At 71.9% G+C, this 13421-nt stretch carries 15 protein-coding genes; 4 read left to right on the top strand and 11 right to left on the bottom strand.

Going from position 1 to position 13421, the window contains the following annotated elements:
- Position 1 precedes the first annotated feature (1 nt).
- Together O7543_RS02200 and O7543_RS02195 are read right to left on the bottom strand one after the other, a co-directional pair.
- Entirely contained in the window at positions 2-199 is a 198-nt protein-coding gene (locus O7543_RS02200; RefSeq protein ID WP_281550415.1) for a DUF397 domain-containing protein, read from the bottom strand.
- The gene (locus O7543_RS02195; RefSeq protein ID WP_281550416.1) at positions 196-1092 is read right to left on the bottom strand and encodes a helix-turn-helix transcriptional regulator; all 897 of its coding nucleotides are present in this window, start codon (positions 1090-1092) and stop codon (positions 196-198) included. The genes O7543_RS02200 and O7543_RS02195 overlap by 4 nt, the downstream gene beginning before the upstream one ends.
- A gap of 121 nt (positions 1093-1213) precedes the next feature.
- Between O7543_RS02195 and O7543_RS02190 the strand changes: the two genes are divergently transcribed.
- Both O7543_RS02190 and O7543_RS02185 read left to right on the top strand, forming a co-directional pair.
- Positions 1214-1558 (top strand): hypothetical protein, encoded by a 345-nt coding sequence (locus O7543_RS02190; RefSeq protein WP_281550417.1) that lies wholly within the window; start codon positions 1214-1216, stop codon positions 1556-1558.
- 78 nt (positions 1559-1636) lie between these two features.
- Positions 1637-1816 carry a hypothetical protein gene (locus O7543_RS02185; RefSeq protein WP_281550418.1) on the top strand — a complete coding sequence of 60 codons (180 nt, stop codon included), beginning with the start codon at positions 1637-1639 and terminating at the stop codon, positions 1814-1816.
- Positions 1817-1824: 8 nt separating this feature from the next.
- On the opposite strand, the gene O7543_RS02180 is transcribed toward O7543_RS02185, so the two are convergent.
- Both O7543_RS02180 and secG read right to left on the bottom strand, forming a co-directional pair.
- Complete coding sequence (locus O7543_RS02180; RefSeq protein WP_281550419.1) at positions 1825-2169, bottom strand: RNA polymerase-binding protein RbpA; 345 nt, start codon at positions 2167-2169, stop codon at positions 1825-1827.
- A gap of 140 nt (positions 2170-2309) precedes the next feature.
- The gene (gene secG / locus O7543_RS02175; protein ID WP_278169949.1) at positions 2310-2570 is read right to left on the bottom strand and encodes a preprotein translocase subunit SecG; all 261 of its coding nucleotides are present in this window, start codon (positions 2568-2570) and stop codon (positions 2310-2312) included.
- A 387-nt stretch (positions 2571-2957) separates the two neighbouring features.
- Between secG and O7543_RS02170 the strand changes: the two genes are divergently transcribed.
- On the top strand, positions 2958-3533 hold the full coding sequence (locus O7543_RS02170; RefSeq protein WP_281550420.1) for a vitamin K epoxide reductase family protein: 576 nt from the start codon (positions 2958-2960) through the stop codon (positions 3531-3533).
- On the top strand, positions 3530-5140 hold the full coding sequence (locus O7543_RS02165) for an NAD(P)/FAD-dependent oxidoreductase (RefSeq protein WP_281550421.1): 1611 nt from the start codon (positions 3530-3532) through the stop codon (positions 5138-5140). The genes O7543_RS02170 and O7543_RS02165 overlap by 4 nt, the downstream gene beginning before the upstream one ends.
- Here O7543_RS02165 and O7543_RS02160 read toward each other — a convergent pair.
- The 7 genes from O7543_RS02160 to whiA all read right to left on the bottom strand — a co-directional run bounded on the left by O7543_RS02160 (position 5091) and on the right by whiA (position 13394).
- Positions 5091-6458, bottom strand: a complete 1368-nt coding sequence (locus tag O7543_RS02160) for an FAD-dependent oxidoreductase (RefSeq protein ID WP_281550422.1) — start codon at positions 6456-6458, stop codon at positions 5091-5093. The genes O7543_RS02165 and O7543_RS02160 overlap by 50 nt on opposite strands.
- Positions 6455-7285 (bottom strand): methyltransferase domain-containing protein, encoded by an 831-nt coding sequence (locus O7543_RS02155; protein ID WP_281555617.1) that lies wholly within the window; start codon positions 7283-7285, stop codon positions 6455-6457. The genes O7543_RS02160 and O7543_RS02155 overlap by 4 nt, the downstream gene beginning before the upstream one ends.
- Positions 7286-7302: 17 nt before the next feature.
- Positions 7303-8892: a radical SAM protein gene (locus O7543_RS02150; RefSeq protein WP_281555618.1), complete on the bottom strand. Its 1590-nt coding sequence runs from the start codon at positions 8890-8892 to the stop codon at positions 7303-7305.
- 253 nt (positions 8893-9145) lie between these two features.
- Positions 9146-9910, bottom strand: a complete 765-nt coding sequence (gene tpiA / locus O7543_RS02145; protein WP_281555619.1) for a triose-phosphate isomerase — start codon at positions 9908-9910, stop codon at positions 9146-9148.
- Positions 9911-9945: 35 nt separating this feature from the next.
- On the bottom strand, positions 9946-11151 hold the full coding sequence (locus O7543_RS02140; protein ID WP_281550423.1) for a phosphoglycerate kinase: 1206 nt from the start codon (positions 11149-11151) through the stop codon (positions 9946-9948).
- Positions 11148-12152, bottom strand: coding sequence for a type I glyceraldehyde-3-phosphate dehydrogenase (gene gap / locus O7543_RS02135; protein WP_281550424.1), 1005 nt, complete (start codon positions 12150-12152; stop codon positions 11148-11150). Before gap ends, O7543_RS02140 begins: the two co-directional genes overlap by 4 nt.
- A gap of 261 nt (positions 12153-12413) precedes the next feature.
- Positions 12414-13394, bottom strand: coding sequence for a DNA-binding protein WhiA (whiA, locus tag O7543_RS02130; protein ID WP_123602428.1), 981 nt, complete (start codon positions 13392-13394; stop codon positions 12414-12416).
- Positions 13395-13421: the final 27 nt, after the last annotated feature.

The following is a 13421-nucleotide window of genomic DNA, read 5'->3' as shown; positions in this document are numbered from 1 at the left end:
TTCAGTGGGGGTCGGCGGCTTTGAGGGTGGTGAGGAAGCCGGTCCAGGCGGCCGGGTCGAAGGCCAGCGCCGAGCCGCTGCGGTCCTTGGAGTCGCGTACGCCGATGGTGTCGGCACTGAGGCGGACCTCGACGCAGGCGGCGTTCTCCGAGCTGCGTGAGGACGTGAACCAGCCGCGTGCAGGGGTGTGTTCCGTCATGTCATCTCCTGGGCGACCTGGCGGATCAGGGCGAGGGACTCCTCGAAGCTTAACGCCCGCTCCAGGGTCTCACCGAAGGTGATCATGTAGTCGGCGACCCGGCTGGACTGGTCGATGATGTCGCTGGAGGTCAGCACCTCCTGCCAGACCAGATCCGGCACCCGTGGCGACGGAAATGTCAGGATCTGGAACGGCCCACCGAGCGCCGGGTACGCACCGGCCGAGAACGGGATGATGTGCACCCGGATCTGCTCCGGATGGCGGGTCATCAGGTCGGCCAGGTGATCGAGTTGGGCGCGCATCACCGCCGGGCCGCCGACCTGCTGGCGAATGGTGCTCTCGCCGAAGATCGCGGTGACCCGCAGCGGCGGGTCCTCGGCGAGCCGGCGCTGCCGGGCCAGTCGTACCTCGACGCGCTGCTCGGTCTCGGTGAGCCGGACGTAGGTGTTGCCGCCGCGCAGGATCGCGCGGGCGTACGCCTCGGTCTGCAACAGGCCGTGGACGATCTCGTTCTGGTAGGTGCGGACGTGGTCGGCGCCGGCCTCGTAGCCCAGGAAGCGCAGGAACTCGGCCGGGAAGAGCTGCTTGTACGTGTGCCACCAGGCGCGGGCCATCGCGCCGATCCGCAACGCCTCCAGCTCGGTGGCCTCTTGGTCGTCGATCTCGTAGATTTTGACGAGTTGGGCGAGCCGGTCGGCGGGGAGTTTGACCTTGCCGATCTCCACTCCGGAGACGTACGCCTGGGTGATGCCGCTGCTGCGGCCGACGCCGACGGCGGTCATGCCGAGTTCTTCGCGGCGCTCGCGCAGTCGGATGCCGAGCTCCATGGCCTGCACGGTGGGCGACATGGCGGGGTTGGCGGGTGCCTTGCGGGTCCTCGGTGCACGTGCCATCGGTGGCCTCCCTCGCGATTGGATGGTGACCACGACATCACACCAGGTGATCATGAACAACACAAGGGGTTGATATAAGCGAGTTTTAGCGCGATGCTTCGTGCACCGCAGCATCCAATCAATGATCATGGAGGACACAGTGGCCGTACAACTCAGCTGGGTGGACGGTGAGCAGCGCGAACGGTACGGATTCTCGCTGTGCCGGGTGGTTGACCCCGGTGGCACCGACGAACGCTATGACCTGCTCGGCGTCATCGAGGTCCCGTTCGACCAGCGCCACCCGGAGCGCGTCGCCGACCAGCTCCACCCGTGGGCCGTCGCCACCCTGCGGGCCGGCGGGTACGGCTTCGGCCACTACCTCGCCGAACTGACCGGCCTCGACGAGGACGGCGAACCGTGGCACCACATCCGAAACGCGCACATCAACTGGTCAGGCACGACAGTGCTGGTGCCCGCCCCTGACTGACCCCATGCCGCGGTGGCGACGCAACCCTCGCCTGACGGACGGCAGCGGGATACTGGAGTCCGACGAAGGGACTTCGCCATGGATGAGGAGCGGGAGCGGACAGCGCCGTCGGCGGACGACGAGTTCGATCAGCTACGGCGCGCCAGGTTCGGCAAGCTGCCGGCCCGGGTGGCACCGGAGGACATGTTCGGCGCGGTCGACGCCGATCCCGGGCATGATGAGCCGGGTCAGCCTCCGGTGCGTCGGGAGTGGGGGTAGGCAGCCGGTCAGGACTCGCCGCGACGGGCGCGGACCGCCGCGAGCGCCTCGGCGAGGATCGCCTCGGCGTCGGCGTCGCTGCGGCGCTCCTTCACGTACGCCAGGTGCGACTTGTACGGCTCGGTCCGTGGCCGGGCCGGCGGATTGTGCCGGTCCTGCCCGGCGGGCAGCCCACAGCGGGGACACTCCCAGGTCTCCGGGGCCGCCGCCTCCACGGCGAGGCTGATCTCCACCGCATGCGCATTGGCACACCAGTAGGTCGTCTGCCGGCGGGGTGCGGGCTCGGCCCGCTCGGTGGGCCGGGCCGGGCTGGCACCGATCCGGCTGCCCCGGATCGTGTTGGCACTCGCCATGTTGTCGCTCCTGTCGTCGGGGAGGGGGTGTCACCACCGGCACAAGGCGGTGGTGCGACGCCGGTGAAGCGGGCGTACCCAAAAGAATGCGCGGCCCGTATCAACGGGCCGCGCGAAATCTTACGACGGAATGCGACGGATCACACACCCGCACTCATCGCGACCTTCAGCCACAGGCCGAGGCCGACGATGCAGGCGAACCATACGATGCCGGTCAGTACGGTGTAGCGGTCGAGGTTCTTCTCGGCCACCGAGGATCCGGCCAGGCTGGTGCTCACGCCACCGCCGAACATGCTGGACATGCCGCCGCCCTTGCCCTTGTGCAGCAGGATCAGCATGGTGAGCATGACGCTCGTGATCACCAGCAAGACGATCAATACGTAGGCGAACTCGATCGGCATGGCAGTGGTCAGTCCTCTCATCACGGTCGCCGGCTCGCGAAGCGGGGCGAACCGGACAAACCCGAGTGGGCCGACACCCGGGCCACCCCAGGATAGCGGGCCGGCTCGATCCATGCCTACCGGCTCCGACGATCTCCGCGACCACCACCCGTGTGGTCCGCCGCGAGAAGGGTAGCCGACCGGATGAGACGACAGGGACAGCCCGCCGAGCGGATCCGGGGCCGACCCACCGGCGTCGGGCGGGCATCGGACCGGGCAGCCGAACCCGAGTGGGCCGACACCCGGGCCACCCCAGGATAGCGGGCCGGCTCGATCCATGCCGACCGGCTCCGACGATCTCCGCGACCACCACCCGTGTGGTCCGCCGCGAGAAGGGTAGCCGACCGGATGAGACGACAGGGACAGCCCGCCGAGCGGATCCGGGGCCGACCCACCGGCGTCGGGCGGGCATCGGACCGGGCAGCCGAACAGGTCAGCGACGACCTGCGTCTGGTCGACACGCCAGTGCTGCGGCGACGGCGGTGGTCGGCCGGGCCGACCCTGCTCGCGACCGCCGCCTACGCGGTGGTCGCCACCTACCAGTACGGCCTGGTGCGGCACCTGCCGGAGCCGGCGCTGCCCTGGCTGGACGCCGACGGGGTGGACGCCAGCGGCGAAGCGTACGCCGCCGGACACACCCCGGATACCGCGCTCGCGCTGGCCAACGCCGGCGTCACCCTCGTCCTGATCGGGACGGGCGACGCCGACCGGGCGACCCGCCAACCGTGGCGGCCGTTGTTCGCCGCCGGCAAGGCGGCCGGTGACGCCGCCGCCGGGGCCTGGCTCTTCGCCGAACAGCTCAGCCGGCACCGCCGGATCTGCGGCTGGTGCACCCTGGCCGCCGCCACCACGACCGCAGCGGCGGCGCTCACCGTGCCGGAAGCCACCCGGGCGTGGCGCCACCTTCGCGGCCGCTCGGCATGAGGGCCCGGCAGCGGCGTACCCGCCGGGTCGTGGTGGTCGGTGGCGGCCACAACGGCCTGGTCGCCGCCTGCTACCTGGCCCGCAGCGGCTGGCGGACGCAGGTGCTGGAGCAGTCCGACAAGCTGGGCGGCGGCGCCCGGACCGAGGAACTGCTGCCGGGCCACCGCTTCAACACCCACTCCGCCGCGCACAACATCATCAACGCCACCGGCATCGTCGAGGACCTACGGCTGCGGGACGCCGGGCTGGTCTACCGCGAGATGGACCCGTTCTCCATCGCGGCGTTCCGCGACGGCACGATCGTCCGGTTCCACCGCAGCGTCGAGTCCACCGTCGAGTCGATCGCCGAGGTCGACCGGCGGGCCGCGCGGCGGTACGCGGCCTGGATGCGCCAGGCGTGGCCGATCGTCTCCGCGATGCGGACCATGCTGGACCCCGGCACCAGCACGATGCAGCGTCTGCGGCGGATGCCGGGCCTGGTGGCGGCAGGTGGCCGGGCGGTGGCCCGCAACGGCGGGCCGGTCGGGCTGGCCCGGACCCTACTGGCACCGTACGGGCGGGTGCTGCGGGAACAGTTCGACACCGAGCTGGTCCGGGCACCGGTGGCGGCGTTCGCCGCACACGCCTCCGCCTCACCGCAGCAGGTCGGCGGGGCCACCTTCGCGTTGTGGCAGGCGTTCTACCACCAGGTCGGGCAGTGGCATCCGGTCGGCGGGTCGCAGGCGTTGACCGACGCGCTCGCCACCCGGCTGGCCAGCTACGGCGGCAGTTGGCGGGTGAACGCGCCGGTGGCCCGGATCCGGCGCACCGGGCCCGGCACCGACCGGGTCACCGGGGTCGAGCTGGCCGACGGTACGCAGATCACCGCCGATGCCGTCCTCACCGCCATCGACCCGCGCAACGCGCTGCTCGACCTGCTGGATCCGCCGCTGACCGGCCCGGTTGCCGACCGGCTGCGGGCCGCCGGGCGCGGCAACGCCGTACAGAGCCTGGTCCTGCTGGCCACCACCGGGCTGCCCGGCTACCCGCAGGCCCGGCCCGGCGACTGCAACGGGTTGCAGTCCTACGTCGACAGCCTCGACTCGCTGTCCGCCGGGTTCGCCCAGGCCGAAGCCGGTCACCTGCCGGACGATCCGGTGCCGACGTACGCGTTCACGCCGTCGGCGCTCGACGACAGCCTCGCCCCGCCCGGCCGGCACACCGTCTACCTGGCGTGCCCCTGCGCCCCGTACCAGGTGCGGGGCGGATGGGACGCCGCCCGGGAGGAGTTCGCCGACCGGATGATCGCCACCGTCGAGGCCCGGGCACCCGGGTTCGCCGCCAGTGTCGTCGACCGGGTGACGCACACCCCGGCCGACATGGCCCGGCAACTGCGCTGGCCCGGCGCGCACCCGATGCACCTGGACATCAGCCTGGACCAGCTGGCGATGCTGCGCCCGACGCCGGACCTGGCCGGCCACCGCACCCCGCTGCCCGGGCTGGTGGTGTCCGGGGCGGGCACCGCCCCGGTCGGCGGCATCGCCGGCCTGCCGGGCCGCGACGCGGCGTACGCGTTGATCACCCGGCCGCCCGCGCCGGCCGGGCCCGCCGGCCGCCGATGGCCGTGACGAACTGGGCGGCGGCCAGCTGGATCCCGTACGACCAGGTGGGGTAGGCGTGGGTGGCCTGGGCGAGGCGACCGGCGAACATGCCGGTGGCCATCGCCAGCGCCGGTTCGTGGATCATTTCGCCGGCCCGGCCGGCGACGACGGTCGCTCCGAGGATCCGGCCGCCGCCGAGGTTGCCCAGCAGCCGACGCGGCCCGGCGACCAGGGTGACGAACCCGTCGGTCGCGCCGGCGGTCACCGCCCGGTCCATCTCCGTCATCGGCAGGTACGCCACCCGGCCGCCCCGGCCGACCGACTGTGCCTCGGTCAGCCCGACCCGGGCCACCTCCGGGTCGGTGAAGACCACCCACGGCGTGGCGGCCGGGTCGTAGCGCTGCCGGCGACGCGACAGCGCGTTGCCGGCGGCGATCCGTCCCATGGCGAACGCGGCATGGGTGAACGGCATCCGGCCGGTGACGTCGCCGGCGGCGTACCCGCCGGGCGCGGTCGTAGCCAAATGGGCGTCGGTGACCACGTACCCCCGGTCGTCGACGGCGATCCCGGCGGCCGGCAGGTCGAGCCCGTCGGTGGTCGGCCGGCGGCCGGTCGCGACCAGCAGCCGGTCGCCGTGGATCTGTCGGCCGTCGGCCAGCCGCAGCGTCACGCCGCCGACGGTGGTGCCCGCTTCGATGACCTGCGCACCGAGGCACAGCGTGACCCCTTCGCGAGCGAACACGTCGGCGATCACCGCCGAGACCGCCGGTTCGTGGCCGGGCAGCAGCCGCTCGGCGGCCTCGACGATGGTCACCCGGGTGCCGAACCGGGCATACGTCTGGGCGAGTTCGCAGCCGACCGGGCCGCCGCCGAACACGATCAGCGACCCGGGTGCCGCCGCGAGGTCGAAGACCGTCTCGGTGGTCAGGTACGGGACCTCGGCCAGCCCTGGCACCGACGGGACCGCCGGCACGGCTCCGGTGGCGACGACGTAGCGGCTGGCGGCCAGCACGGTGCCGTCGACGTCGATCCGCCCCGGCGCGACGAACCGGGCACGACCCCGGCGTACCTCGATTCCCTCGGCGTGCAGCGCGGCGGCGTCCTCGGTGGCGGCGATCTGCGCGATCACCGATCGCATCCGTCGTACGGCGTCGTCGAACGGCAGGCCGCGCCCGGCCGCCTCGATCAGCGTCTTCGACGGCACGCAGCCGGTGAACGTGCAGTCGCCACCGGGCGGCCCGTCGGTGACCAGCAGCGCCCGGGCACCGGCTCCGGCGGCGGCGCGGGCCGCGCCGAGACCGGCGGCCCCGCCGCCGATCACCACCAGGTCGTGTCCGCCGGTCACGGTCTCGCCGCCACCAGCAGGCCGTACCCGATGATCCGCTCGGCGATCGCCGCGCGGGCGGCGGCCAGCACCGCCGGTGCCTGGGCGAAGTCCAGCCCGGCCGCCTCGGCCCGGTCCCGGGCGGTCATCCGGACCAGCGTCAGCCGGGCCTCGATCTGGTCCAGCATGGCGGCGACGGCGGCGTCGTGGTGTTCGGTGTACGTCACCCGCAGCCCGGCGGCGGCCAGCAGCTCGGCGTACTCGGCCAGCGGGCGGGCGTCGGCGACACAGGCGATCCAGCCGCCGAGCCCGGCGAGTTCCGCCGGCAGCCGGGCCTGGTCGACGGTGACGTCGGTGAGGCCGAGCCGCCCGCCCGGCCGCAGCACCCGGGCGAACTCGGCGGCGGCGGTGGCCTTGTCGGGGAACGTGCAGAAGGCGCATTCGCAGACCACCGCATCGAACGCCGCGTCGGGCACCGGCAGCCGCTCGGCGTCGCCGAGCCGGAACCGCACCGACCCCCGGGCATCGGCCGGCCCGGCCGCAGCACCCGCCTGCGTCGCGGCGGACACGTTGGCCGCCGACAGGTCGACGCCGGTGACGTCGGCTCCGTATGAACGGGCCAGCAGCAGCGCGGTGGCGCCGCGCCCGCTGGCCACGTCGAGCACGGCCGCGCCGGGACGCAACGCGAGCCGGTCGGCCAGCCGCCGGGTCAACGCCAGACCGCCCGGGTGGTACGACTCGCCGAGCAGCAACGCGACGACGTCGGAGCCGTACGCGGCGGCGCAGCACGCCTTCGCGTCAGTCTCCGCGTCCCTCTCCGTGTCGGCGGAGACAGTGGGACCGTCCACCGGCGAGGCCCGGCCGGTCACCGGAGCCGCCGGCCGACGTTGGTGGTGTCCGGGGCGATCCGACCGGTGCCGGTACGTGCGCCGGGCCGGGCCACCTTCGACCCGTACGGTGAATCGGCGAGCACCGGCTGCAGCGGCAACGCGTTGGGCACCACGTCGGCCACCGCGACACCGGACAACTGCTCGCGGACCTGTTCCCGGTAGCCGACCGAGTTGTACGCGCAGAACGGGATCATCCGTCCGTCCGGCGTGATCTCCTCGACGCAGCATTTCATCAGCTGTTTGACGTTGAGTGTGTACGGGTCCTGGAAGTCCTGGATGACGATCATGAAGGCCCGGTCGGTGATGTCGGCGATCGCCGCCGGCAGGTTGATTCCGCAGGCGTCGGCGCAGTCCAGCGCCGTTGCGGCGGCCGTCAACTGCTCGCTGGTGGTCCCGGTGCCCATGAACGCCGACGCCGACCACAGCTTCTCCAACGCCTCGCGGATCGCCAGGTCCGGCAGCACCCGGTTGGCGACGTAGTCGAGGTAGTCGGCGACGTTGAGCAACCGTGGGATCGGCACCACCCCGAAGCCGGGTTCGCCCGGGGTGCCCTCGCTCAGCAGGTAGGTGATGGACCGGCAGGTCGGGAAGCAGCACGGCACCGGGAAGAAGTCCGACGCGGTGAACCAGTCGGGTCGCTGCGCCACGATGCCGTGGATGATGTCGGAGTTGGTCAGCCGGTGCAACGGGTCGAACTCGACGTGCCGACCGGCGTGGGTGACCGGTTGGAACGACACCGACCGTACGGCGGGGTGCGTCAGCCCGTACTCGATGATCGCGCCGAGTTCGTGGTCGTTGAGCCCGCGTTCGACGGCGGCGACCAGGGTGACGGTCAGCCCGGCCTCGGCGCAGTTGTCCAGCGCCCGCCGCTTGACCTCGCGCAGGTCGCGGCCGCGGATCGCCCGGTGGGTGCGCTCGTCGAAGCCGTCGAACTGCAGGTAGATGTTGATCGCCCGATCCGGGCTGTGCCGCCGGCCGAGTTCGGCGACGAACCGCCTGTCGGAGGCGAGCCGGATGCCGTTGGTGTTGAGGTTGACCGCCTTGATCGGCCGGGCCTGGGCGGCGTCGACGAACTCCAGGATCTGCTTGTGGATGGTGGGTTCCCCGCCGGAGAACATCACCACCTCGGGTTCGCCTTCGGCGGCGACGAACGTGTCGAGCATCCGCTCGCACTGGTCGAGGCTGATCGAGTAGCCGTCGGGTTGGTGGCCGGAGTCGGCGAAGCAGATCGGGCAGTCCAGGTTGCAGCCGGTGTTGACCTCGATGATGCCGAGGCAGGCATGCTGTTTGTGCTCGGGGCAGAGCCCGCAGTCGCTGGGGCAGCCGTCGACCACGTCGGTCTGGAACGCCAGCGGGATCGTGCCGGGCTTGTTGAACCTGGCCGAGTCGAGGTACATCTGCGCGTCGCCGTAGACCAACGCCTCGAACTGCCCGTGCTCGCGGCAGCGTTTCCGCAGGTAGACCTTGTCGTCGCGGATGTTGACCTGGGCGTCGACGACGACCTTGCACACCGGACAGATCGACTTGGTGTACTCGATGAAGATTTCGTCGCGGTCCTGTTTGATGGTCATCCGGCTCCCTCGGCGGCGCGGTGGATCCCCAGGGCGACCAGTCCACCATCACCGGCCGTGGCACGGCAAGCACCGAAGCCGCAGGCCGCAGCCGGCGACAGGCAACGGACGACGGACGACGGACGACGGACGACGGACGACGGACGACGGACGACGGCATGATGCCGCAGAGGCGTGATCGTGCCTCTGCGGCATCATGGCCCGCGACGGTATGTGTGACGGCCGAAACCTCGACGGTGTCGACCGGTCAGCGCTTGATGTGCTCCGGGAAGCGGGCGATCTGCGCGAACTCGTCGGCGTCCAGGCTGGCGCCGCCGATCAGCGCGCCGTCAACGTCGGCCTCGGCCATGATCGCGGCGATGTTCGCCGCCTTGACCGAACCGCCGTACAGGATCCGGGTCTGGTCGGCGGTGGCCTGGTCGTACGACTCGGCCAGCCGGGCCCGGATCGCCCCGCACACCTCCTGCGCGTCAGCCGGGGTGGCGGTCTTGCCGGTGCCGATCGCCCAGACCGGCTCGTACGCGATGACGACCTTGACCACCTGCTCGGCGGTCAGCCCGGCCAGCGCGGCGTCGACCTGGTCACGGCAGTGCGCGACGTGGCCGCCGGCCTCCCGCACGTCCAGGCCCTCACCGACGCACAGGATCGGGGTGATCCCGTTGGCCAGTGCGGCGGCCACCTTGGCCTTGACCACCGCGTCGTCCTCGTTGTGGTACGCCCGCCGCTCGGAGTGGCCGACGGTGACGTACTGGCAGCCGAGCTTTGCCAGCATCGCCCCGGAGATGTCACCGGTGTAGGCACCGGAGGCGTGCGGCGACAGGTCCTGCGCGCCGTAGCCGATGGCCAGCTTGTCGCCGTCGATCAGCGTCTGCACGCTCCGCAGCGCGGTGAACGGCGGCAGCACCGCCACCTCGACGTCGGTCAGCTGCTGCTCGTTCAGGCTGAACGCCAGCTTCTGGACCAGCGCGATGGCTTCCAGGTGGTTGAGGTTCATTTTCCAGTTGCCGGCCATCAGCGGCCGGCGGGCAACGGTCTCAGGCACTGCTCTCACTTCTCCAGGGCGGCGATGCCGGGCAGGGTCTTGCCCTCCAGGTACTCCAGCGAGGCGCCCCCGCCGGTCGAGATGTGCCCGAAGGCGGACTCGTCGAGACCGAGGGTGCGCACCGCGGCCGCCGAGTCGCCGCCACCGACGACGGTGAAGCCGTCGACCTTGGTGATCGCCTCGGCAACGCCCCGGGTGCCGGCGGCGAACGGTGCCAGCTCGAACACACCCATCGGGCCGTTCCAGAACACCGTCCGCGCGGTCGACAGGGCCTCGGCGAACGCGGCGACGCTGCGCGGGCCGATGTCCAGCCCGAGCCGGTCGGCCGGGATCGCGGCGGCGTCGACCACGTCGTGGTCGGCGTCGGCGGCGAACGCGGTGGCGGCCACCACGTCCACCGGCAGCACGATCTTGCCGGCCGCCCGCTCCAGCAGGTCGCGGCAGGTGTCGACCATCTCGGCCTCCAGCAGCGACTTGCCGACCTCGTGGCCCTGGGCCTTGAGGAAGGTGAAACACATGCCGCCGCCGACCAGCAGCTTGTCGACGGTCGGCAGCAGCGCCTCGATGACGGCGAGCTTGTCGGAGACCTTCGACCCGCCGAGCACCACCACGTACGGCCGCTCCGGTGCGCCGGTCAGCTTGCCGAGCACCTCGACCTCACGGTGCACCAGCTTGCCGGCGACGTGCGGCAGCCGCGCCGGCACGTCGTACACGCTGGCGTGCTTGCGGTGCACGGCGCCGAACGCGTCGTCGACGTACGCGTCGGCGAACGCCGCCAGCTGGTCGGCGAAGGCACCCCGCTCATCGGCGTCCTTGCTGGTCTCCCCCGGGTTGAACCGCAGGTTCTCCAGCAGTGCGACCTGGCCGCCGGTCAGGCCGGCGACGGTGGCCTGCGCCGAGGTACCGACGGTGTCGGTGGCGAACGCGACCGGCGTGCCGAGCAGTTCGCCGAGCCGGGCGGCGACCGGGGCCAGGGTGTACTTCGGGTCCGGGGCGCCCTTGGGCCGGCCCAGGTGGGAGCAGACCACCACGGCCGCGCCGGCGTCACGCAGCGCGGTCAGGGTGGGCAGCACCGCACGGATCCGGCCGTCGTCGGCGATGACCCCCGGGTTGTCCTTCTCGAACGGGACGTTCAGGTCGGCGCGCAGCAGCACGCGCCGACCCGACACACCCTCGGCGAGAAGGTCGTCGAGAGTGGTTACCTGGCTCACAGGGACGCGCCCACCAGCTTGACCAGGTCCACCAGGCGGTTGGAGTAGCCCCACTCGTTGTCGTACCAGCCGACGACCTTGACCTGGTCGCCGATCACCTTGGTCAGGCCGGCGTCGAAGATGCACGACGCCGGATCGGTGACGATGTCGGCCGACACGATCGGGTCCTCGGTGTAGGTGAGGATGCCGGCCAGCGGGCCCTGCGCGGCGGCCTTGACCGCGGCGTTGACCTCTTCGACGGTGGTCTCCCGGCCGACGGTGACGGTCAGGTCGGTGGCCGAGCCGGTCGGGATCGGCACCCGCAGCGCGTAGCCGTCCAGCTTGCCCTTGAGCTCCGGCAGCACCAGGCCGATCGCCTTGGCGGCACCGGTCGAGGTCGGCACGATGTTCAGCGCGGCGGCGCGGGCCCGGCGCAGGTCGGAGTGCGGGCCGTCCTGCAGGTTCTGGTCCTGGGTGTACGCGTGGATGGTGGTCATCAGGCCACGCTCGATGCCGAACGTGTCCTGCAGCACCTTCGCCATCGGGGCGAGGCAGTTGGTGGTGCAGGAGGCGTTCGAGATGATCGTGTGCTTCGCCGGGTCGTACTGGCCGTCGTTGACGCCGAGCACGACGGTGAAGTCCTCGTTCTTGGCCGGGGCCGAGATGATCACCTTCTTGGCGCCGCCGTCGACGTGCGCCTTGGCCTTGGTCGCGTCGGTGAAGAAGCCGGTCGACTCGATCACCACGTCGGCGCCGAGCTCACCCCAGGGCAGCTTGGCCGGGTCGCGCTCGGCGAGCGCCTTGATGGTCTGCCCGCCGACGGTGATCTCGTCGCCGCTGGCCTTCACCTCGTGCGGCAGCCGGCCCAGGATGCTGTCGTACTTGAGCAGGTGCGCGGTGGTCGCGGTGTCGCCCAGGTCGTTGAAGGCGACGATCTGGATGTCCGCGCCGGAGGCGAGCACCGCCCGCGTGAAGTTACGGCCGATACGGCCGAAGCCGTTGATGCCAACCCGGATGGTCACAGGTCCCATCTCCTTGCTTCTCGCCCGTCCGGGCCGGAGCCGGACGGATTGGTGTGCGCCGACCGCGTGGCGGGCCGGGCGCCGATCAGATGATCCGGCTGGTCACGCCGCAGCCGTACGTGGCTCGGGCGGGACACCCGAGGCGGTGGTCGCGGCGGGAGAGCCGGGTGCCGGCCCCGTCGCCGTACACTGCGACCCTATCCGAGAAGCCCGTGCCGTGTTGCGCCGGGGCGTCCGGTCACCCTGGTTCACAACTGGTGTTCACCCGACGAGCATCTCCGCCGTCACCGCGTCCTCGGTGTCCGGAATGCCGAGATCGCGGGCCCGTTTGTCGGCCAGCGCCAGCAGCCGCCGGATCCGCCCGGCGATCGCGTCCTTGGTCAGTGGCGGGTCGGCCAGCGCACCCAGCTCCTCCAGCGACGCCTGGCGGTGCTCCAGCCGCAGCCGGCCCGCCGACGTCAGGTGCCGTGGGGCGTCGTCGGCGAGGATCTCCAACGCCCGGGTTACCCGGGCGGCGGCGGCCACCGCCGCGCGTGCCGAGCGGCGCAGGTTGGCGTCGTCGAAGTTGGCCAGCCGGTTCGCGGTGGCCCGCACCTCCCGGCGTACCCGCCGCTCCTCCCAGGTCAGCACGCTGGAGTGCGCGCCGATCCGGGTGAGCAGCGCGGCGATCGCGTCACCGTCCTTGACCACCACCCGGTCCACGCCGCGCACCTCGCGTGCCTTGGCGGCGATCCCCAGCCGCCGGGCGGCACCGACCAGCGCCAGCGCCGACTCCGGCCCCGGGCAGGTGATCTCCAACGCACTGGACCGGCCCGGCTCGGTCAACGACCCGTGCGACATGAACGCGCCCCGCCAGGCCGACACGGCGCAGCAGACGTTCGCCGACACCAGGTGCGGCGGCAGGCCACGCACCGGCCGACCCCGAACGTCCAGCAGCCCGGTCTGGCGGGCCAACGCCTCACCGTCCTTGACCACCCGGATGATGAAGTGGTTGCCCTTACGCAGCCCGCTCGGGCTCAGCACGTGGATCTCACTCGAGTAGCCGTAGACGTCGGCCACCTCCCGGCGCAGCCGCCGGGCGACCGCGTTGGTGTCCAGTTCGGCCTCGACGACGACCCGGCCGGCGACGATGTGCAGCCCGCCGGAAAAGCGCAGCAACGCGGCCATCTCGGCACGACGGCAGCACGGCTTGGGCACGTCGACCCGGCTCAGCTCGTCCTTGACGGCAGCGGTCATCGCCATAGTCATTCACCTCACGGGGGCCGGTTA

It is taken from the genome of Solwaraspora sp. WMMA2080 (assembly GCF_027497395.1).
Taxonomy (GTDB): Bacteria; Actinomycetota; Actinomycetes; order Mycobacteriales; family Micromonosporaceae; genus Micromonospora_E.
The sequence above is the reverse complement of the archived record's forward strand: the minus strand, read 5'-3'. Positions and strand labels throughout refer to the sequence as shown.